Origin of the sequence: Paenibacillus sp. HW567, assembly GCF_000374185.1 — a bacterium.
Lineage (GTDB): Bacteria > Bacillota > Bacilli > Paenibacillales > Paenibacillaceae > Paenibacillus_AQ.
Window position 1 is genome coordinate 5,636,792 of the sequence record NZ_KB910518.1, and the last position, 21,342, is coordinate 5,658,133.

The window sequence follows — 21,342 nt, forward strand, 5'->3', positions numbered from 1 at the left end:
GTAAAAAAGAGGCTGTTCCCTAAGCAGATTTCAAACTGCAAAGGGAACAGCCTCTTGCATATAACGGCATTTCTGCCGTTAATTCCGGCACTTCCGGCATCAGCGCGCCTAACAACGGCGTTTCTGCCGTTATTCCCGCTACTTCAAGCCTCGGCACGCCCAACAACGGCATTTCTGCCGTTAATTCTGCCACTTCCGGCATCAGCGCGCCTAACAACGGCGTTTCTGCCGTTATTCCCGCTACTTCAAGCCTCGGCACGCCCAACAACGGCATTTCTGCCGTTAATTCTGCCACTTCCGGCATCAGCGCGCCTAACAACGGCGTTTCTGCCGTTATTCCCGCTACTTCAAGCCTCGGCACACTCAACAACGGCATTTCTGCCGTTAATTCTGCCACTTCCGGCATCAGCGCGCCTAACAACGGCGTTTCTGCCGTTAATTCCGCCGCTTCCGGCATCAGCGCGCCTAACAACGGCATTGCTGCCGTTATTCCCGCTACTTCAAGCCTCGGCACGCCCAACAACGGCATTGCTGCCGTTATTCCCGCTACTTCAAGCCTCGGCACACTCAACAACGGCATTTCTGCCGTTAATTCCGCCACTTCCGGCATCAGCGCGCCTAACAACGGCGTTTCTGCCGTTATTCCCGCTACTTCAAGCCTCGGCACGCCCAACAACGGCATTGCTGCCGTTATTCTCGCTACTTCAAGCCTCGGCACGCCCAACAACGGCGTTTCTGCCGTTGTTTCAGCGTTCTCGGGTGCTTGCACCTGATTTAACGGCATTGCTGCCGTTATTCACACGCTCTCAGCCGCTCACGTGCTTCCAGATCATCTATTCGTGCCGGATATGCTCATGCGTCTGCAGAAAAATCTGCTCCACATGGGCATCGTTCAGCGAATAATACACCGTCTTACCTTCCTTGCGGCGCTTGACGATCCGCAAATTGCGCAGATAACGGAGCTGGTGGGATACCGCCGACTGTCCCATGTCGAGAATAGTCGACAGATCGTGTACGCACAGCTCTCTTTGCGACAAGGCATAAATCAGCCGCACCCTTGTCGGGTCGCCCAGTGCCTTGAACATCTCCGCCATTTTATCCGTTGTCCCGCGGTCCGGCAGGATCAACGCCATAGATTCCGGTTCCAGCTCCGAACCGTTGCATGTGTTGTCGCATTCTTCAAGTGCTGCTGGCTCCATGCTCTCGCCCTCCTCCATATAGTCATCACAGTTTTACCGATAGTTAATAGTATCTTCTACGATTAATTATAGCAAAACTTCACCCGATGTCCATGAAGGCAGACCCAAGCTGGAAAGAGTTGGAAGCGGCAAAAGGCAGGATTAAACTGCCTTGCGCCAAAAGGAGACCAGACCTGCCGCCATAAAGATAATCAGACTGCCGGATACGACGAGCAGCAGACTTTCCATAGGCAAATTAAAGGCTCCAAAGCGTTCCTCTCCAAAAGGCGACATTGCCAGCACCGGCTGAACCCAGGGATAATACGGTCCGTAAGTGGACGAATTGACGATCAGCATATTGGGTATGGTCAGGCTCACATTCAGCGCCAGCGGAGCGCCAAAGCTGCTCCAGCTCAGCGATACTGCGAGCTGCAATGCAGCCAGCGGCAGGCAGGCGAACCAGCCGCCGAATACGCTGGACAAGATCAGCGGCCAAGGTAGAGGCCCGGCCACCCCGCGCACCACCCCCATGCCGAGCAGTGCCGCAAGAAACAGTATCTGGACAGCCGCTAGCAGCCCCATAACCATAGTATATTTTGCAAAATATACAGAAGAGCGCGTCACGGGCAGCGAGAGCAGCATTTTCCAGCCGCCGTCGGCATGCTCGGCCCGGCAGATCAGTGCCGCAAATATGCCCGAAAGGACCGGAAGAAAAAAAATAGCATGAACCGCGGACATAACACTAAGCAGCACCTGCCAGGTGATAGGCTCCCCATACTCCTCCATATTGCTGAGTCCACCAATGAGCAGGGCGATCACCGGACTGCCAATGACCAGCAGCCACACGAAGGATTTGGATATCTTCAGTCTCTCTGCGGACAGAACCCTCCAGAAGATTCTCATGGTCAATTCACATCCTTTCGCGCGAAATGCAGGGCACCCGGCAGCAACAGCAGCAGTCCCAGCAGCAGCCCGGCCGCGCTAAACAGCCAGGGCCGGGGAGCACTCCAGGCCAAATTAGGCCAGGTCAAGGGAAACCATCCGGACAGAAATGACGAGAAAGTACTGCCTAGCGACAGAGCAATCCCACACGAAACGGGCAGGGTCTGGTTGCGGCTGGACAGGGAAAGCCATAGCTGCAAGGAGATCACAGGCAGTGCCGCAGCATAGGAGGCAAACCCGATTTGCATCACCTTCGCATAGGGAACCGGCTGATCTCCGAAGCCAAGCAGATATCCCAAACCTACAGTGCCAATTGACAACAGCAGGCAGGAGACCGCGACAAGCAGCAGACACAGCAGCAGCTTGGACATAAACACGGCTGTGCGGGAAATGGGCAGCGCCAGCAATTGCTTCCATGAGCTTGTCTGATGCTCCACATTCGCCATCAGCGAGCAGATCAGCGTGCCGCCCAGATAGAGCGCGATCGGCACAAAACTGGCTATGTTATCAAGCAGTCCGCCCCATAGATCAGACTGATATTGCTTCGTCAGATAATCCAAGCGGATTCCGAAATTCAGCCCCTGCATCGCAATTAGTCCAACCGGGCCGAGGAAGACCAGGAACCAAAGCCCTTTGCCGCGGATTTTCAGCCAATCCGCTGAGAATGACCGCCACATCATAAGGACTGCCCTCCTTCAACCACCTGCAGGAAGAACTCTTCGAGGGATTGTCTGTGTTCCTCCACCCGGTAGATCGCATGGCCGTTCTCGACCAGCTCCTTGACTAACAGCGCCACCCGGGTATCGCTCATCCGGGGCAGCGTCAAGCGCCCTTCCTGGAGCGTTCCTCCGCAGCCCCGCCGGATAGCCAGAGCCAGCGCTTCTTCCGGCTCGGATACGGCAAGGCGGAGATCACCCGCCGCCTGCTGCTGCAGGTGGGCAATCGTATCCTGATAGACCATCCGTCCCGAACGGATAATGCCGACGGTGCCCGCCATTTGCTCAATTTCGCTCAGCAGATGGCTGGATACAAGGACGGTTATCCCTTCTTCCTCAGGGAGCCGCTTGATCAGCGAGCGGATCTCCTGGATACCCGAGGGGTCAAGACCGTTGGTTGGCTCGTCGAGAATCAGCAGCTCCGGGCCGCCCAGCAGCGCAGCGGCAATGCCAAGCCGCTGCTTCATGCCGAGCGAGAAGCCCTTTACGGGCCGCTTTTCTTCCCCTGTTAGAGAAACGATGTTCAACACTTCAGCGATACGCGACTTCGGTACGTCAAGAATGCGGCGGATGGCTTCCAGATTGTCCAGGGCGCTCAGATGGCCGTAATAGGATGGGGATTCCACCAGCGACCCCACCTTGCGCAGAATTTGAAGCTTATTCCGCCGAAGCTCCTGCCCAAAAATTTCAATGCCTCCCGAGGTTGGCTTAATCAGTCCCAGCAGCATGCGGATGGTCGTAGTTTTGCCCGCTCCGTTCGGCCCGAGAAAACCGTAGATTTCCCCTTTGCTTATATTCAGGTTCAAATGCTCCACCGCAGCCCGGCCGCGGTATTCCTTCAATAAATCCCTTGTTTCGATCACTGTTTCCTTCATTCTCTTCACCTCGGTAACCAGCATAACGTCCCGAGGTTAAAAGCACGGCGGCAGCAAGTTTAAGTTTTGTTTAAATTTTCTTGCTCCAGGTTCACAATGACGATGCTGGTGCCTTGTCTGGTGCTGTCCACCCTCCAATCCAGCTTCATCCGCTTGAGCAGCAGATCAACGATGGACAAACCCAAGCCCGCTCCCTTAGAGTCGGTGGCACTGCCAATGCCGCTGCCGTGGTCGCTGATGACAATTACCCGCTCGCCGTCCCGGACCTCCGCTGCCACGCGCACATAGAGGCCGCTCCGTGCATGGCGGACAATATTTTGCAGCAGATTATCCAGAATGCGGCGGAACCAGCTCTCATCCACTGTCCAATACAGCGGTTCAGCTTCCAGATCAATTTCAATCTGAAACCCCTCCTTCTCCCACAGCGGGTACCAAGCCGCAGCAATCTCCCGCAGCAGTCTCAGCACATCCTTGCGCTCCAGATTCAGCTTCATCCGTCCGCTGCTTAACAGGTTATAGGACAGCAAATTCTCGATTAGCCCGCCAAGGCCCTCAATCCGATCATCCATCAGCTTCAGCGATTCCTGGCCCCGGGACGTCAGTGATTCCTTGCCCAGCACATGAAGATGGCTGCGGATGACGGTAAGGGGTGTCCGCAGATCATGCGACAAATCCGAGACGAGACGTTTGCGCAGCCCCTCCTCTTCCGCCTCACGCGCACGGCTTGCAGTAAGCTCCGTGACCATCGTATTGAAGGCTGCATCCAGACGGCCAATCTCATCCGGCTTTCCCGGAGGAATGGACTCAGGCAGGCCGGCATCTCCTGTGAAGACCATAGCCGTCTCCAGACGCAGCAGCCTTTTGCGGATTTGGATAAAGAACAGCAGCGATACAATAATGAATCCAATAAAAAATGTAATCATGCCTACCGTGTACCACAAATCAAGCCCTTCAAAATTATTTCTGGCCCTGACGGCGGCGGGAATCTGCATCACCATAAAACCTTCTCCGGCTTCGGGCTGATCTCCCACAAAAGCTACAATAGCAAGCGGCTCCAGGTCCGTACTCTTTTTCATGAAGGAAATTGCCGCTGCAGCAGTCCATTGCGGGGGTACGGAGTACCGCTCATTCTGTTGCCACAGCTTCGGATCGGCAGACTCCAGCGACAGCCGGGTTCGCCCGGCTCCGTCTACCCAGAACATCGAAGCCAGGCTGTAGGTGCTGCTTAACGCCCGCAATCGCTCATTAATCAGCTCGGGCGGTTTGCCCAGAAGCCCCTCCGCTTCCTTATGCCATATGCTCTCCAATTCTTGAATACTGTCATACAGCGCATAGTCCTTCGGCGTTTCTTTCCCGGTCAATACATTGAAGAAGCCATACATTCCTATCGTCAACGGAAGAACAACGGGAATAAACAGCAGCGCTGCCATAATGATCAGCAGGTAACGGGAGAGAAGCGAACTGTGCAGCCTGCGAAAACGGCCCATCCCCCTCATGCCCTTACCCTGTAGCCGATCCCCCGGACCGTCTCAATGATCTCCGGCGCGGCCGGATCAAGCTCCAGCTTCTCGCGCAGGTAACGGATATGCACCATGAGTGTCTTGTCACCCTCTATATAGCTCTCTCCCCAGACGGCCTCGTAGATCTGCTCTTTCGTTAAAATCTGGCCGAGATGGCGCAGCAAATAGGAGAAAATTTGAAACTGCTTGCCGGTAAGCAAAATTTCCTTGCCGGTGTCCGCCTCAATAATCCGGTTGTCGCCTTCGTATACCATGAGGTGCTTCAGTGTCAGCGGCACAGACGCGGCTGCTCCCGTCCGTCTTAGCAACACCTCAATCCGCGCGGCCAGCTCATCGGGGTGAAACGGCTTCGTTAAATAATCATCGGCGAACTCCAGACCCTGAAGCTTATCATCAATCGAGGTCCGGGCCGAGAGCATCAGAATGGGCAGATTCGGATAGGTCCGCTTCAGCCGCTGACCGACGGTGAAGCCATCCAGACCCGGCAGCATCACATCGAGAATCGCAAGCTGGCAGCCAGCCGCAGCTTCTGCCGCACCTTCACCGCTTTCCAGCCAGCGGACGGCATATTCCCGCTCACGCAGATCCGCGGAGACAGCGCTGCCAATCTCCCGGTCATCTTCAACATATAACAATGTAACGCTCATCAGCCTCAAATCCTTTCTTTGCAAAAAAGTATAGCATGATTTTCCATAAGCCAGCACCAGCCATTGCCGGAAGCGTATGCAGGGCAGCAGCGCTCTATTTCGGCAAAAAGGCCACCTCAAACCCTAAGGTTCAAGATGGCCCTGTGCTGCCTTCAATGCCTATTTCCCGGAGAGTGCCGCGGAGCCCTGCCAAACTCCGTTTTCCTTGTTTTTCCCCAGATACTCTATCCGTGTCGGCGTAAGCTCAAGGATCACATAATCGGGATCATCCGGTCCTTTGAACCACTTTTCCAGCTCTTTGTTCCATACTTTGGAGCGCAGCCCCTCATCCTTGGTAACGTCGGCCGTGGCCTCAATCTCCAGCACATCCTTACCGCCGCCTTGCTCATATCCAAGCAGCAGACAAGCATGCGGGTTATCCTTCAGTTCCTCTACTTTATGTGTCTTGCGGTTCGTTGCCAGATAGATACGAAGTCCGTCATGAAATACGGCCATATACCGCACCTTGGGTTTGTTGCCGGCTTCAACCGTACCGAAGGAACCGAATTTGTTGTCATCCAGCGCTTTGATGATCGCCTGCTCCAGCTCTCTGTTGTCCATTGTTGAAATAGCTCCCTTCTAATACCATTTTGTTTTTTGCTGAAAAATTTGCGTCAGGTTAGTGTACCCTTTCCGATGGACTTGAATTCCTTCCCGTGCCATTTAAAGGTTCCGCTACTGGACAACACCGGAGGGGACAGCTATAATACAGCGTAAGAACACAGCAATGCCCATAACTTCATAGTACCAGGGGTGCTGGAATTGGCCGGCTGAGATTGTATCCCTTAAAGATACTGACCCTTATACCTGATCTGGATAATGCCAGCGTAGGAATCGTCACCTGCTTACAGCCGCCCGCGGCCCGAAGCGAACCCACCTTACGTTACATAGGCGTCCCGGTCTCCGGGGCGCTTTTTTGGTATGAACATCATCAGTAATTGGAAGACTGAGGCTAAGCTGGAAGGAGAGAAGAAATGGCAGTCAAAAAAACACTCATGCTCTGCATCAGTTGCATGCTGGTTATCGTCATGGCCGGCTGCGGCAGCAATAACGGTAATGGCGGCAATGCCGCTGCACCGTCTGAGGGCAGCACTGCTTCCCCTGAAGCAACGGCCGCAGGCACGGAAACCCCCAAGGCGCTGACCAAAATCAAGGTTGCGCTCGACTGGACGCCGAATACGAACCATACCGGCCTCTATGCGGCTAAAGAGCTGGGATACTACAAGGAAGAAGGCCTCGATGTAGAAATCGTGCAGCCTGGATCGGCGGGAGCCGATACGATGGTAACGTCGGGCGAAGCCGCTTTTGGCATCAGTGCCCAGGAGGCGCTCACGCTGGCCCGTCTGCAGGGTGTGCCGCTTGTGTCGATCGCTGCAATTATTCAGCATAATACCTCAGGCTTTGCCGCGCCGAAGGACCGCAATATCAAGACGCCGAAGGATTTCGAGGGCAAAACCTACGGGGGCTGGGGCTCACCTGCCGAGGAAGCGGCAATGAAGGCGATTATGGACCCCGAAGGCGGAGATGTCAAAAAAGTGAAGCTGGTCAATATCGGCGAAGCCGACTTCTTCACCGCCGTGAAGCGGGACATTGATTTCGCCTGGATTTTCTACGCATGGACCGGCATTGAAGCCGAGCTGCGCGGCGAACCGCTGGATATGCTGTATCTGAAGGATTACGCGCCGCAGTTGGATTACTACACCCCGGTACTTACCACAAGCGAGAAGGAAATTGCCGAGCACCCCGAAGTGGTGAAGGCATTCCTTGCAGCTACGTCGAAAGGATATCAATACGCCATTGACAAGCCGGAGGAGGCTGCCGCTATTTTGTCCAAAGCCGTGCCTGATCTTGATCCCAAGCTGGTTCTCGCCAGCCAGAAATGGCTCAGCCCGAAATACAAGGACGATGCCGCCCGCTGGGGCGAACAGAAGACTGAAATCTGGCAGAATTATGCCGACTGGATGTACGGCCTGAAGCTGCTGGATAAGCCGCTGGATGCCGCTTCGGCGTTCACGAATGATTTTTTACCGGAGAGCAAGTAGGCTAAAAACCTTATAATTTAATTTCAAAATCGAAAGGATCTGACCCGCATGGCAAATACACTGCTCAGCATTCAAGTCATCCCCAAAACTCCGAACAACGAGGACTCCATCCCTTATGTGGACAAAGCCATAGAAGTTATTCAGCAATCCGGTGTGAAACACCAGGTGAACCCGCTGGAGACAACGATGGAGGGTGAGCTGGAAGAGCTGCTTGAAGTGGTCCGCCAAATGCACCATGCACTCATTGAATCCGGCAGCCCCAGCGTCATCTCACAGATCAAGATCGCCCATAATCCCAGCGGAATCAGCATGGACAAGCTGACGGAAAAATACCGGCCGTGAGGTCCTATTGGAAGCAAATCTGGCCGCCCCTTGTGGCGGTCATCTTGTTTCTGGGTGTTTGGCAATTAGCGGTTTCGGTGCTGCACGTTCCTTCCTGGATGCTGCCAAGCCCCGGCGATATCGCCCGCGAATCAAGGGGCAACGCCTCCGGGATCTGGGCACATACGGCCGCTACACTCCGGCTGACCTTGATCGGATTTCCGATGGGTACAGGCGTAGGCCTGATTATAGCTCTGCTGCTGCATCTGGTGCCTTGGCTGAAGCGGGCGCTGTATCCTTTGCTGATTCTTAGCCAGAACGTCCCTTCCATTGCGCTTGGACCGCTGCTGATTATCTGGTTCGGCTTCGGATTGCTGCCCAAAATTGTCCTGATTACCCTCGTCTGCTTCTTCCCGGTAGCCGTCGCCGCAATGGGCGGGCTGGCGCAGAGTGACCGGATTATGATGAACTATATGAAAATGGCCGGGGCAAGCAAGTGGCAGATTTTCACCAAGCTTGAGTTTCCCGGTTCCTTGCCTTCCCTGTTCTCCGGCCTGAAAATCTCCGCCACTTACGCGGTAATGGGCGCAGTGGTCGCCGAATGGATCGGCGCTGACAAAGGAATCGGCTATTACATGCTGCTGCAAAAGGCCTCCTACCGGACAGACCGGATGTTCGTTGCCATCGTTATTATTGTGCTGCTGAGTCTGGTGCTGTTCGCCATGATCGCGCTGCTGGAGAAATGGCTGGTACGCTGGAAGCCGCGGAAGACTTTATAATTTAACTAATTATTGAGTGAGTGCTAAATTGAGTTACCGAATGACTGAAAAAACGCCGTATGTTGTGATATCAGCTTAAGAGCTGAAGGGGCGTAAGAGAAAGAAGGTTGATGGGGATGCCTCATATCACGAATTCTGACCCAACGGGGGCGGGAAAAGGCACAGGGCTTGGAGCCCCGACTTCCTGGGATCAGGCGGCTGGAGCCGGGGAGCAGACTTTAAGCGCCCGCATTGAGGGAGAGATGGCTGCGGGTGCTCAGACTGCTGGCAGTTACGCAGTGGAAGACCTGGCTGCGGGTGCTCGAACTTCCGGGAGGCCCGCCGGGGAAAACCAAAGTGCGCCGCCTGCACTCGAGGTTAGCGGGGTCGCCAAAAGCTTCTCCCACCGCCGCCGCGAAACGCGCGTGCTGGATCATGTATCCTTGACGGTTGCGCCGCAGGAATTTGTCTCGATTGTCGGACCTTCCGGCTGCGGCAAAAGCACACTGTTCCATATTATCGGCGGCCTGGAGCTGCCCGATGCCGGAACAGTTAGCATGAACGGCAGACCGGTAACCGGCCAGCGCGGCGAGATCAGCTATATGCCGCAGCAGCCCGCGCTTTTCCCTTGGCGGACGATTGAGGACAACGTCCTGCTTGCAGGCGAGCTGAAAGGCGCGCCGCGTGCCGAGGCGCGGGAGGGCGCCCGCCACTGGCTGGCCAAGGTCGGCCTAAGCGGGTTCGAGCGGGCTTACCCGCACATGCTGTCAGGCGGCATGCAGCAGCGGGTCGCCTTCCTGCGGGCGCTGCTCGCGCCGCAGGAGCTGATGCTGCTGGATGAGCCGTTCAGCGCGCTGGATGCGCTGACGCGCAGCGAAATGCAGCGCTGGCTGCTGGAGCTGTGGGAGGAGAACCGCCGTTCCGTGCTGTTCATCACCCACAGCATCGAGGAGGCCCTGCTCCTCTCCAGCCGCATCTGCGTCTTCTCCGGACGTCCAGGCTCCGTCCTGCACACCGTCGATGTCCCTTTCCCGCGTCCGCGCCGCGAGGAAATCACCGACTCGCCCGAATTCCTGCAGCTTAAGCGCAAGCTGTCGCAGTGGATGCGCGAGGAGCAGGCGAAGGCGGCGAAGTAATTCTACGGGGTCAGCCTGCGGCTGACGCTGTTTGAAGCGCAGCCAGCTACGATAAATAGGCCCGTCCACCCAATGATTTAGGGTGACGGGCTTATTTGGTGCGTTCCGCGAGGGAGAAGGAGTTTAGCAGGAAACAACTCTAGCTTCATTCTGCGCGGAAGCAGGGCTGCGAGGGCCGAGCCTCGCTCGAACAACGGCAGAATTGCCGTTGCTGAGCCCGCGAGGGCCGAGCCTCGCTCGAACAACGGCAGAATTGCCGTTGCTGAGCCCGCGAGGGCCGAGCCTCGCTCGAACAACGGCAGAATTGCCATTGCTGAGCCCGCGAGGGCCGAGCCTCGCTCGAACAACGGCAGAATTGCCGTTGCTGAGCCCGGGACGGCCGAGTCTCGCTCGAACAACGGCAGAATTGCCGTTGCTGAGCCCGCGAGGGCCGAGTCTCGCTCGAACAACGGCAGAATTGCCGTTGCTGAGCCCGGGACGGCCGAGTCTCGCTCGAACAACGGCAGAATTGCCGTTGCTGAGCCCGCGAGGGCCGAGTCTCGCTCGAACAACGGCAGAATTGCCGTTGCTGGAGCCGGGACGATTATTAGTGGGAAGTAGTTCACCTGTCCCTGCCACTCCCCCTAAATCCAGCCCTTCTCCTCCGCCAGCCGCACGGCTTCGATGCGGCTCTTCACTTCCAGCTTGTTCAGGATTTCCGAGATGTAATTGCGGACGGTGCCATAGGAGAGATGCAAGGTGCCGGCGATCTCCCCCGCGCTCTGGCCTGCGCCGGCCAGCTTCAGAATCTCCTGCTCCCGGGCAGACAGCGGATTCTCCTCGCGCAAGCTGCCAAAAACCAGCTCGGGCGACACCTCGCGGTGGCCGTCCATAACCCGGCGGATGGCATCCGCCAGCTTGTCCACCGGCTCGTCCTTCAGCAGATACCCCTGAATCCCCGCCTGGACTCCACGCTCGAAATAACCCGGGCGGGCAAAGGTGGTCAGGATAATGATTTTGGTGGCGTAGCCTTTGGTCTTCAGGATCTCAGCCACCTCCAGCCCGCTTTTATACGGCATCTCTATGTCCATCAGGCATACATCCGGCTTTAGCCGTTCAATAACAGCAAGCGCTTCCGCCCCGTCCCCGGCTTCCCCGGCTACCTCTATATCCTCCTCCAGATCCAGCAGCGAAGCCATAGCTCCACGCAGCAGACGCTGATCTTCGGCGATCACGATGCGTATCATAGGGCCTCTCCCTCCTTTCTTTCCTTCACTACCCGGGGAATCACAACGTTCAGAACCGTTCCCCGCGTTTCCCCTGAGTCCAGCGTTAGAGAGCCGTCGATCAGCGACAGCCGCTCAGCCATACCCTTCATCCCGTTGCCTTCACTTCGTCCGTGGTTTTCCTTGTCGCGCTGCTGCAGACCGACTCCGTTATCCCTGATCGACAGCCGCACTTCTCCCTCCGTCAGGGCAATGGCAATGGAGCATCTGTCAGCTTCGCTGTGCTTCACAATATTCGTCACCGCCTCTTTGATGCAGAGGCTCAGAATATTCTGCGTCAGGTCGGATACTCCCTCCAGATCAGCAGCACCTTCAAGCTCCAGGGCAATCTCTGCGGTTCGCAGCATCTCTCTGGCCTCGGCCAGCTCCTCTGCCACAGTGACAGCGCGCATTTCCGACACCAGCTCCCGCATCTGGCGCAGCGCCGCACGCGACGTCCGCTGAATCTCCCTGGCTTCGGCCTGTGCGCGCTGGACATCCTTGGCTGCAAGCCTTTCGACCAGTTGGCTCTTGAGCGTAATCAATGACAGCGTATGCCCCAGCGTATCGTGCAGGTCCCGGGCAATCCGCATCCGCTCATCGCGTTTGACCAGCTCCTTAATGACCTCATTCGCCTGATCCAGCTCCTTTTCCAGCATTTTACTGCGGTTCAAAGAGCGCATGCCAAACGGAAAGACCAGCATAAATAACAGGAAAGGGACCAAGAACCCCAGATCGTTAACCCCCATGCGCGCAATCCCCGGGAGAAGCGGGATGAACACCATAACTACAAAAGCGGCGTAAACCAATTTAAAATGCTTCTTCCCGGTATAGCTGACGAAATTGGAGGTGTAGAAGCCGAGATAGACATTAAAGGGAGTGTAAAATAAACTCAGAACAATAATAATCAGCATCTGCACAGCCAGCCACAGAAAGAAAGCTTTGCCGCTCACCCAGTACAACTGGCGGTATGTCACGGCGAACAGGGCCAGCAGGGCTGCACCGAGCAGCAGCTTGATGCCTTTTTCCCCTTGCAGATTGAGAATCGGGAACACTAAGTAGATCAGCCACACATAAGGAAAGAAGCCTAATCTTTGCGGAAATAACCGGAACTGCCTGCGTGCCATACCTCATTACACCGCTCTCTGTTTTTTTCGGATATAGACCGATAGTATCACAAACACTGCCAAATATCCGAGCAAAATCAAGACGCTGCTCCACTGCGGGTGACCTCCGCTCACAATCTCCCAGGCTCCGTCCCCATAGTTGTAGGAAGGCAGCCAGCGGCCGATCTCCTGCATCAATTTCGGCAGAATCTCCAGCGGCATCCACATGCCTCCGGCAACGGCCAGCCCCATATAGAGGATATTGCTGACACCGCTCGCCGTATCAACCCGCTTCATGAAGCCGATCAGTGTACCAAGGGCCAGGAACGGCAGAGAACCCGCCAGAATCCACAGCCCGCTAAGCGTCCATTGTCCGAAACTCAGCGACACCCCGTTCATCAGGTAACCCGCAACAAAAATGCAGATTACCGAAAATAGGTGCATGATGCTCTGGCCGAACATTTTACCCGCAAAATAGACAGACGAAGGCAGCGGAGTGATACGGATGAACGTGTTCCAGCCTTGGGTTCTTTCCTGCACCAGCCGGATGCCGAGGGTCATAATGGCGGAGCCCATCACGCTGAAGGTGGCCATGGACATCAGATAATGCGCCTGCCAATTCGAAGGGTTATCCGAACCTGTGTTCACGACTTTGGTGAAGATGAAATAGAACATGATCGGCATCAGCAAAGACCATAATACATAATAAGGGTTGCGAATAACTCTCAGCATCTCCGCTTTGCACTGCATGGCAATCAGTCTCATCGGATCAGCGCCTCCTCTGGGTTCAAGGTTAACTGCTCGAAGGCCTCATCCAGGCTTCCATGATCAATACGGACATCCTTCACAGCAAGTCCAAGCTCACCTGTAAAAATAGCTCGAAGCACCTCGTCCGTGCTGTCTGTCGTCACATGGATGCGGCCGTCCTTGGTATAGCAGCCCTCAACGGGAGGCAGCTTCAGCAGTTGTCTGATCAGCACCGCCTCATCTCCTGCTGGCAAAAAGGACAACGACTGCTTAACCATCCTCGCCTTGATTTCACCCGGACTGCCGTCCGCCACCAGCTTCCCTTGGCTGAACAGCAGAATCCGGTCGGCAATATCCTCGGCCTCCTGCAGGTAATGGGTTGTGAACAGGATGGTTTTGCCCTGCTTCGCCAGCCCCCGCACCGTATCCCAGAAGCGTCTCCGGGCAATCGTATCCAGACCCACCGTCGGCTCATCCAGGAACAGTAACTGCGGATTTCCCGCCAGTGCCAGTGCGAACGCAAGACTGCGCTTCTGGCCGCCAGAGAGCTTCTCCGCATACCGGTTCAGATCCGCCGGAGCCAGCCCCGTTATATGCATCAGATCATCCATATCCGCCCGCTGCGGATAATAGCTGCGGATCAGCGCGATGATCTCCCGGACCTTCAGCCGGTCCATTACGCTTACCTCCTGCAGCATGGCCCCGATACGCTCCCGGACCTTACTGTCCTGGGGCGGAAGCCCGAATACCTTCACTGTTCCTTCGGAGGGCTCAAGCAGCCCCAGCAGCATGGACAGCATGGTTGTTTTACCCGCCCCGTTCGGTCCCAGAATTGCTGTTATTGAACCTTCACCGAGAGTAAAGCTGATGCCGCTGACCGCCTTTTTGTGATGAAAGCTTTTGCTGACCCCATTCATTTCTACCACATGATCCATGCCTGATTCCCCCTGGCTCCGTATGTCTTGCTATACCTTTATGGTATAGGAGAAGGGGGAATGACATCAGTATGGACTGTCATTTTTTTCGGGTGACAACTGTCACCCGTTCATTTCATTGCTGCATGAACCCTTTTTGCAGCAGAAATTCCTTCATATGCAGCCGGTCCGGCTTGGCAAGGCGTCCCGCCATCATCTCCGACCAAGGTGTATCCTTCTGCCCGCCGGTCCGCTCGCGCATGTAGTCCCGCGTGATCTCATCATAGACTTTTACTTGCTCCACAGTGGTCTCTGCCTGATAGCTGTTATGATGAAGTACAGCCTCTAGCGGCAAGCGCGGACGCAAGCCGGACGCCCCGGCGGGATAGCCAAGGCACATGCCAAATACCGGATAGACCAGCTCCGGCAGTCCCAGCAGCCCGGACACTTCGGCAATATGATTGCGGATGCCGCCGATATAGACGATGCCAAGACCAAGCGATTCCGCTGCAACCGCCGCATTCTGTGCGGCAAGCGCCACATCGACGGTAGCCACGATCAGGTTCTCGGTGGTGTCCTCGTATGATTCCGCGCCTTGCAGGTGCGGAGCGCTGCTCTCGCGCAGACGGTACAGATCGGCACACCAGACCAGGAATACCGGGCACTGTACAATATAGGCCTGATTGCCGGACAGTGCAGACAGCTTCGCCTTGAGCGCCGGATCAGTAACCGCAATGACCGTATAGGCCTGGACACTGCTTGAGGTGGAGGCCATCTGTCCTGCTTCGATAATCGCGGCAAGCTGCCCGTCACTCACCGGCTTGTCCAGATACTGACGCACGGAGACATGCCGGTTCAGTAATTCAAGTGTTTCGTTAGTTGGTTTCATGATTTTTCGCCTCTTTTTTTTTCGTTTATGTTCGTTACTCTCTCCATTTTACCATCCGCTCCCGCGCTTCACCTCCTGGATAATGGCCTGAACGCCTGCGTCAATCTGATCCAGCCGGGCGCGTGAAATGCTGACCCGCAGAAATTTCTCCCGGTTCAGCGACCCGGACATATAGAATCCTTTGCCTGATACGACGTTGATCTTTCTCTCCGCAAGCCGCTTGACCACACGCTCCAGATTTACGGTCTCCGGCAGCTTCAACTGCATGTAGATCCCGGAGCTGTCGGAAGATGCCTCTATTACACCCTCCGTATTGTGCCGCTGGAGTGCGTCATACATGGCGCGGATTCTTTCGATGTACAGCGCTTGTATCTTGTGCTTGTGATGCTCATACATGCCATTCTTGATGTACACCTCAAGGGCGGCTTGGGACAATAACGAATTGTCCGAGTTCCCGTTATGCGTGCGGAAGGTGTCAAACAGATGCTCCGGCACCACAACCGCGCCCAGCCTGAGACCGGGAAAAATGATTTTGGAAAAGCTTTTCAAATAAATGACGTGTGCGGTCTGGTCATACGCATAAATAGGATCATAACGCCGCTCGGAACCAAGGTCCGCCATATAATCATCCTCAACAACGTACACATCGTATTTGCCGGCCAGCCGGGCAATGGCTTTTCGCTCATCGGCACTCAAGGTGGTTCCGAGCGGATTATGATACCTGGGCATGGTATAAAAGTATTTGATCCCGCCGTCCCTGAACCTCATCTCCAGCTCCCGCAGATCCATACCGGACGTGGAACGGGTAATGCCGCTCACCGGTACCCCCTCCGCCTCCAGATACCGCAGATACAGATCATATCCGGGCTGTTCGACAAGAATCTCTGTCCCGCCGTTGGGAAACGGCATCTTGGCCAGAACCTCCAGCGCTTTTGAGATACCCGAAGTGATGATGACCTGCTCCATCTTGGCAAACACCTGATATTCCGCCAGATGAGACACCAGCGTGTGGCGCAGTGAGCCCAGTCCCAGCGCATCGCCATAAGTGAACAGGTGGTACTTGTGCCAGTCAATTGCTTTGTTGAGACAATGCTGGAAATCCAAATACGGGAACACATTCAGATCGGGCGAGGCCGAGGCAAAATCAATCGTCTCCCCGCCCCCGGCAGGCACGGCATCCTCAGACCTTTCAACCATGTAATACCCGCTCTGCGGAATGGAGTAGATCACATGCTGCCGCTCCAGCTCCCCGTACGCCCGCAAAACAGTGCTAATGCTGCACCCGTAGAATTCTGCGGCACTGCGTACGGAAGGGAGCTTTTGCCCCGGGCTGTACCGTCCCTCCCTGATCTGGTTCTCCATACTGGCCAAGACCGAATGATATTTTTTCATGACGCGCCTCCTGAATGGCCTTCATACACGAGCTGTAAGCTTATATTATCACTATTGTTCTTCGTTTATTATATAGGAACGGGCTAACTGTATCGGTACAGTAACAGGAAAACAGTATTGTTCATGTTTGTATTTCCCTTTAATTTTAAATAACAGGCAAGACGTTTACACGATCTGTCATGTTCACGAAAGGGAGATGCACTATGCAGCAAAAAGGACTCAAGCTGGCCTATACATTTGCCGTGCTTAACGCAGTCATTATCGGATTCTCATTCTTATTCACCAAAGTAGCGCTCAGCCATGCCGGGCCGCTCGATACGTTAACCTACCGCTTCGCCGCCTCGTTTGCAGCGATGTCGGTTCCCGTTGCTTTCGGCTGGGTCAAAATATCCTACCGCGGCAAGCCGATCGGCAAAGCGCTGCTGCTGGCAACCATGTACCCGCTCGGATTCTTCACGCTCCAGGTCTTCGGACTCCAGCACGCCACCTCTGCCGAGGGAGGGATTCTTTATGCTTTTACCCCGGTAGTAACAATGATTATCGCCTCTATCTTCTTGAAGGAGACCACGACTCTCATGCAGAAGCTGTGTATCTTCCTGTCTGTATTCGGCGTTGTGTTCATCTTCATCATGAAAGGCAGCAGCATTAACCTGTCCAATATGACCGGGATCATCCTGCTGTTCCTGACCTGCGTCGCTTTTGGCGGATACAGTGTGCTGGCCCGTTCGCTCTCCAAGCAGTTCAGCCCCGCTGAAATCAGCTACCTGATGATGGCGATCGGCTTCGCCACCTTCCTGTTGATTTCGCTAACCGGACATGCGGGTAGCGGAACACTCGGTGAATTCTTCAAACCGCTCGGCAGCGGCACCTTTATCCTGTCTACCCTATACTTGGGTATAGCAGCTTCGCTGATCACCACCTTAACGTCAATTTATATTTTGTCCAAAATCGAAGCGTCCCTCATGAGTGTGTTCTCCAACCTCGCCACTATCGTCTCCATTGCAGCCGGGGCGGTTTTTCTCGGGGAAAAGATTACCGTGTACCACTGGATCGGGTCAGCCCTCATTATAGCCGGGGTGATTGGCACGAACCGCCTGGGGCGCAAAAAATCCGCAGCCCTGCCCAATGCCAAGCTGCCGGTGCCGGAAGCAGGTAACTCTTGATCCGGTGTTTCCACGGAGCAGGAGTCAGATGTACGAAGAGACGGGCGGCAGTGGCTTTTACAGTGGAGGGATATCCTAATCCCTCGCCCACTCTTCTGCTGTATTTTCTGCAGTAGAATTGCTTGCAATCACTGGGATTCTCAGATCTGTTGCACTTTCTACACTCAAAAAGAACAAAATGACCCATTCGCTGCATCTTATCGGAAATCTGTTGTACGCAATACAGCAGATTGAATTCTCGGACAGAAATTGCTGAGATCTGCTGTATGAAGTGCAGTAGATTGCCCCTGCGTCGACGTTGGATGAAAATCTGAATCTTCATACATCCCACACATCCATAACAAAAGTTACCTTAACAAAAATAAGGCCGCCGATGCTTAACGCTCGGCGGCCTTATTATCTGCCACAGGATGGGGCGCTACGTCTGGCGCCTTCCTCCTGTGGGGAACTATATTTACAGCTTCACCCGCTGCAATCGCAGCGCGTTCAGGACAACCGATACGGAGCTGAACGCCATCGCTGCACCAGCGAGCCAAGGGGCGAGGAAGCCCAGCGCCGCAATCGGGATGCCGATGGTGTTGTACGCAAGCGCCCAGAACATGTTCTGCTTGATATTGACCATTGTTCTGCGGCTCATCTTGATCGCATCCGGGATGCTCATCAAGTCGCCGCGCATAAGCGTAATATCCGCCGCTTCCATCGCCACATCAGTCCCGGTGCCGATGGCCATTCCGGTGTCGGCCGTTGCCAGAGCGGGCGCGTCGTTGATGCCGTCCCCAACCATTGCCACCTTGACTCCGCCGCTCTGCAGTCTGCGGATTTCGGCAGCCTTGCCTTCCGGCAGTACCTCGGCCAGCACCGTGCGGATGCCGGCCTGCTCGGCGATTGCCTGGGCCGTGATCTTGTTGTCCCCGGTAATCATAACGACGTCAATGCCCATAGCGTGCAATCTTGCCACCGCTGCGCGGGAGGTTTCCTTAATCGTATCGGCCACTGCCACAATCCCGGCGATAATGCCGTCTACGGACACCAGCATCGCCGTCTTACCCTCCTGCTCCAGCTTCATCATGAGCGGAGCCCAAGGCCCCGGCTCCATGCCGTTTTCTTCCATCATCCGCCGGGTCCCCACACTTACGTCCACGCCGTCAACAACGGCGGAGATCCCGCGTCCCGGCACAGCCTGGAACTGCCCGGCGGCGGGCAGCGCAAGGCCTCTGGCCTCGGCCCCGGCCACAATGGCATCAGCAAGCGGATGCTCCGAAAGCTTCTCTGCGGCGGCGGTGATCGCCAGCAAACGGTTCTCCGCGATTTCTCTGCCATGCGCGGCGATTCCGGTGGTGGTAACAATATCCGTCAACACCGGCTTGCCGCTTGTAACGGTACCGGTCTTATCCACCACCACCACCTTGATGCCCTGAGCGGCCTCCAGATGCTCGCCGCCCTTGAACAGAATGCCGAACTCGGCGGCACGGCCTGATCCGGCCATAATGGATGTCGGTGTAGCCAAGCCCAGCGCACAAGGGCAGGCAATGACCAGTACGGCAATGGCCTTCTCCAGTGCATCGGAGAACTGGCCGGGTGCTGCCCAGAAATACCATATAACAAAGGTTAACGCTGCAATCCCGACAACAATCGGTACAAAGATGCCGGAAATCACATCGGCGATCCGCTGAATCGGCGCTTTCGAGCCCTGCGCTTCTTCAACGACTCTTATAATCTGGGCAAGCGCAGTATCGCGGCCTACCTTGCGGGCCTTGATCCGCAGCATACCGTTCTTGTTCAGCGTTGCCCCGATAACGGAGTCTCCCGGCTTCTTCTCCACCGGAATGCTCTCGCCGGTCAGCATGGATTCATCCACCGAGGACAGCCCCTCAATAACCTCGCCGTCTACAGGCACTTTTGTTCCCGGCTTCACCAGCACGATATCTCCCGGAATCACTTCCTCTACCGGAATGCTGAGTTCAGCACCGTCACGTACGACCAGCGCAGTCTTGGCCTGAAGACCCATCAGGCTGCGGATGGCATCAGAGGAGCGGCCTTTAGCCAGCGCCTCGAACCATTTACCTACCAGAATCAAGGTAATCAGAATTGCACTGGTCTCGTAATACATATCCACGGTATGGCTCATCCCCATCCGCAAGGAATCAATCGTCAGGTATAGACTGTAGAAATAAGCCGCTGAGGTGCCCAGCACCACCAGCACATCCATATTCGCGCTGCCGTTCTTCAGCGCTTTATAGGCGCTGACATAGAATTGCCAGCCGATAATGAACTGCACCGGAGTTGCCAGCACAAGCTGGAACCAGGGATTCATGAACAGCTCCGGTGTCCAGATCCAGTCAGTGAAGGAGAAATGTCCCGCCATTGCCCAGAGCAGCGGGAACGAGAGAATCGCAGACGCAATCCATTTATTCTGCTTGCGCACAATCTCCTGCCCGCGCTGGTCCGCCTGTTCCTTGCGGTCCTGCTTCAGCGTTGCCTTGTAGCCAATGCTGCTTACCTTATCCATGATCTCGGTTACGCTAACGTTGCCCGGGGCGTATTCCACATGCGCTGTCTCCAGCGCCAGGTTGACATTCACTGCCGCAATGCCTTGCATGCGCCCCAGCGCCTTCTCGATCCGCGCCGAGCAGGCCGCACAGGTCATGCCGGAAATATCAAAATCAGCCGATTCCTTGAGCGTATCATAGCCAAGCGAGCGGATCTTTTCTTCAATTTGTGCTACCCCCGCCACTGCGGGATCAAAGCCGACCGTCGCTTGCTCCAACGCCAGGTTAACGTTCGCCCGTGATACCCCATCCATCCGGGACAGCCCCTTCTCGATCCGCGCTGCACATGCAGAGCAGGTCATGCCCGTAATCTGCAGCGTGGCCTGCTGCAAGGCTGGTTCTGCTGTCTTTTCCACGTTATTTGCACCTCCATACCCCCAAGGGGTATAGTTATTTGTAAAAGAAAAGGCATTGGCGCCCCTGGAATCCCAAGGATTCCCCGCTCCAAGCCTTAATATGCCGCTGCCGCTGCTTAGACTACGTCGTAGCCCTGATCCTCAATTGCTTCTTTAATCACATTCAGGCTCACTTTGTTCTCGTCATACTCAACCGCCACAGTCTTCGCCGACAAATCCACCTTCGCAGCAGCACCTACACCGCTCACTGCTTTCTCTACAGCACTTACACAGTGGCCGCAAGACATTCCTTCAACATTCAATGTTACGTTAGACATTTGAATAACCTCCCCAAAGTATTGTGGGCGATACTTCCAGTCTGTACTTCGTACAAAATTCGCTTCGGAAGCATCCACCTGGTTTTGTTGATATAGATTTCCCAACCTTATTTCATCAGCTTGTTGACCGTAACCAGCAGCTCGTCGATAACCTCATGCTCTCCGGCTTCGATCCGCTCGATAATACAGCTCTTCATGTGTCCTTCAAGCAGCAGCTTGCCGACACCGTTCAGCGCCGCCTGGACCGCCGCGAGCTGGTTAAGCACATCATCGCAGTAGGTATCGCGTTCGATCATGCCCTTGATCCCGCGAATCTGCCCTTCGATCCGGTTAAGCCGGGTAGTCAGTCCACTCTTGAACTCCGCTGAATGATGGCTTTTGCGTACGCCTGGAGCAGAAGAATGACAATCTTCACCGCAGGAATGCTCTGCATGCTCCTTCTCATTAATAGACACAGGAATCAGCCTCCTTACCCTCAATATAATATACCC

At 55.3% G+C, this 21,342-nt stretch carries 22 protein-coding genes and 1 riboswitch; of the genes, 5 read left to right on the top strand and 17 right to left on the bottom strand.

Features of this window, described 5'->3' with window-relative positions; translation table 11 throughout:
• Positions 1-19: 19 nt before the first annotated feature.
• The 8 genes from B212_RS0125095 to B212_RS0125130 form a co-directional block, all read right to left on the bottom strand.
• Positions 20-784 carry a hypothetical protein gene (locus B212_RS0125095; RefSeq protein WP_019913968.1) on the bottom strand — a complete coding sequence of 255 codons (765 nt, stop codon included), beginning with the start codon at positions 782-784 and terminating at the stop codon, positions 20-22.
• Between the two features lie 49 nt (positions 785-833).
• Positions 834-1,199: an ArsR/SmtB family transcription factor gene (locus B212_RS0125100; protein ID WP_019913970.1), complete on the bottom strand. Its 366-nt coding sequence runs from the start codon at positions 1,197-1,199 to the stop codon at positions 834-836.
• A gap of 141 nt (positions 1,200-1,340) precedes the next feature.
• Entirely contained in the window at positions 1,341-2,081 is a 741-nt protein-coding gene (locus B212_RS0125105; RefSeq protein ID WP_019913972.1) for an ABC transporter permease, read from the bottom strand.
• Positions 2,082-2,083: 2 nt separating this feature from the next.
• Positions 2,084-2,800: an ABC transporter permease gene (locus B212_RS0125110; protein ID WP_019913973.1), complete on the bottom strand. Its 717-nt coding sequence runs from the start codon at positions 2,798-2,800 to the stop codon at positions 2,084-2,086.
• Entirely contained in the window at positions 2,797-3,711 is a 915-nt protein-coding gene (locus B212_RS0125115) for an ABC transporter ATP-binding protein (protein ID WP_019913974.1), read from the bottom strand. The genes B212_RS0125110 and B212_RS0125115 overlap by 4 nt, the downstream gene beginning before the upstream one ends.
• Before the next feature lie 59 nt (positions 3,712-3,770).
• Positions 3,771-5,198, bottom strand: coding sequence for a sensor histidine kinase (locus B212_RS32410; protein WP_019913975.1), 1,428 nt, complete (start codon positions 5,196-5,198; stop codon positions 3,771-3,773).
• A 5-nt stretch (positions 5,199-5,203) separates the two neighbouring features.
• A complete protein-coding gene (locus B212_RS0125125) occupies positions 5,204-5,878 on the bottom strand; it encodes a response regulator transcription factor (RefSeq protein ID WP_019913976.1) in 675 nt (224 codons plus the stop codon).
• 159 nt (positions 5,879-6,037) lie between these two features.
• The gene (locus tag B212_RS0125130) at positions 6,038-6,478 is read right to left on the bottom strand and encodes a pyridoxamine 5'-phosphate oxidase family protein (protein ID WP_019913977.1); all 441 of its coding nucleotides are present in this window, start codon (positions 6,476-6,478) and stop codon (positions 6,038-6,040) included.
• A gap of 178 nt (positions 6,479-6,656) precedes the next feature.
• A riboswitch (TPP riboswitch) is annotated at positions 6,657-6,769 on the top strand.
• A gap of 122 nt (positions 6,770-6,891) precedes the next feature.
• Here B212_RS0125130 and B212_RS0125135 point away from each other — a divergent pair.
• The 4 genes from B212_RS0125135 to B212_RS32415 all read left to right on the top strand — a co-directional run bounded on the left by B212_RS0125135 (position 6,892) and on the right by B212_RS32415 (position 10,174).
• Positions 6,892-7,959, top strand: a complete 1,068-nt coding sequence (locus B212_RS0125135) for an ABC transporter substrate-binding protein (protein WP_019913978.1) — start codon at positions 6,892-6,894, stop codon at positions 7,957-7,959.
• A 48-nt stretch (positions 7,960-8,007) separates the two neighbouring features.
• The gene (locus tag B212_RS0125140) at positions 8,008-8,301 is read left to right on the top strand and encodes a thiamine-binding protein (protein ID WP_019913979.1); all 294 of its coding nucleotides are present in this window, start codon (positions 8,008-8,010) and stop codon (positions 8,299-8,301) included.
• Positions 8,298-9,059, top strand: coding sequence for an ABC transporter permease (locus tag B212_RS0125145; protein WP_019913980.1), 762 nt, complete (start codon positions 8,298-8,300; stop codon positions 9,057-9,059). The genes B212_RS0125140 and B212_RS0125145 overlap by 4 nt, the downstream gene beginning before the upstream one ends.
• Positions 9,060-9,175: 116 nt before the next feature.
• Positions 9,176-10,174 carry an ABC transporter ATP-binding protein gene (locus B212_RS32415; RefSeq protein ID WP_019913981.1) on the top strand — a complete coding sequence of 333 codons (999 nt, stop codon included), beginning with the start codon at positions 9,176-9,178 and terminating at the stop codon, positions 10,172-10,174.
• 623 nt (positions 10,175-10,797) lie between these two features.
• Here the strand turns inward: B212_RS32415 and B212_RS0125160 are convergent.
• The 6 genes from B212_RS0125160 to B212_RS0125185 all read right to left on the bottom strand — a co-directional run bounded on the left by B212_RS0125160 (position 10,798) and on the right by B212_RS0125185 (position 16,466).
• Entirely contained in the window at positions 10,798-11,400 is a 603-nt protein-coding gene (locus B212_RS0125160; RefSeq protein ID WP_019913983.1) for a response regulator transcription factor, read from the bottom strand.
• Positions 11,397-12,545, bottom strand: coding sequence for a sensor histidine kinase (locus B212_RS0125165; RefSeq protein WP_019913984.1), 1,149 nt, complete (start codon positions 12,543-12,545; stop codon positions 11,397-11,399). The genes B212_RS0125160 and B212_RS0125165 overlap by 4 nt, the downstream gene beginning before the upstream one ends.
• Before the next feature lie 6 nt (positions 12,546-12,551).
• Positions 12,552-13,289 carry an ABC transporter permease gene (locus tag B212_RS0125170; RefSeq protein WP_019913986.1) on the bottom strand — a complete coding sequence of 246 codons (738 nt, stop codon included), beginning with the start codon at positions 13,287-13,289 and terminating at the stop codon, positions 12,552-12,554.
• On the bottom strand, positions 13,286-14,206 hold the full coding sequence (locus B212_RS0125175) for an ABC transporter ATP-binding protein (RefSeq protein WP_019913987.1): 921 nt from the start codon (positions 14,204-14,206) through the stop codon (positions 13,286-13,288). The genes B212_RS0125170 and B212_RS0125175 overlap by 4 nt, the downstream gene beginning before the upstream one ends.
• Positions 14,207-14,321: 115 nt before the next feature.
• Positions 14,322-15,074: an oxygen-insensitive NADPH nitroreductase gene (nfsA, locus tag B212_RS0125180; RefSeq protein WP_019913989.1), complete on the bottom strand. Its 753-nt coding sequence runs from the start codon at positions 15,072-15,074 to the stop codon at positions 14,322-14,324.
• 48 nt (positions 15,075-15,122) lie between these two features.
• Positions 15,123-16,466, bottom strand: coding sequence for an aminotransferase-like domain-containing protein (locus B212_RS0125185; protein ID WP_019913990.1), 1,344 nt, complete (start codon positions 16,464-16,466; stop codon positions 15,123-15,125).
• A 203-nt stretch (positions 16,467-16,669) separates the two neighbouring features.
• On the opposite strand from B212_RS0125185, the gene B212_RS0125190 reads away from it, so the two are divergent.
• Positions 16,670-17,629, top strand: a complete 960-nt coding sequence (locus B212_RS0125190) for a DMT family transporter (protein ID WP_019913991.1) — start codon at positions 16,670-16,672, stop codon at positions 17,627-17,629.
• A 454-nt stretch (positions 17,630-18,083) separates the two neighbouring features.
• On the opposite strand, the gene B212_RS0125195 is transcribed toward B212_RS0125190, so the two are convergent.
• The 3 genes from B212_RS0125195 to B212_RS0125205 all read right to left on the bottom strand — a co-directional run bounded on the left by B212_RS0125195 (position 18,084) and on the right by B212_RS0125205 (position 21,306).
• Positions 18,084-20,534, bottom strand: a complete 2,451-nt coding sequence (locus tag B212_RS0125195) for a heavy metal translocating P-type ATPase (protein ID WP_019913992.1) — start codon at positions 20,532-20,534, stop codon at positions 18,084-18,086.
• Positions 20,535-20,650: 116 nt separating this feature from the next.
• Positions 20,651-20,851 carry a copper ion binding protein gene (locus tag B212_RS0125200; protein WP_019913993.1) on the bottom strand — a complete coding sequence of 67 codons (201 nt, stop codon included), beginning with the start codon at positions 20,849-20,851 and terminating at the stop codon, positions 20,651-20,653.
• Positions 20,852-20,958: 107 nt separating this feature from the next.
• Positions 20,959-21,306: a metal-sensitive transcriptional regulator gene (locus B212_RS0125205; RefSeq protein WP_019913995.1), complete on the bottom strand. Its 348-nt coding sequence runs from the start codon at positions 21,304-21,306 to the stop codon at positions 20,959-20,961.
• Positions 21,307-21,342 lie beyond the last annotated feature (36 nt).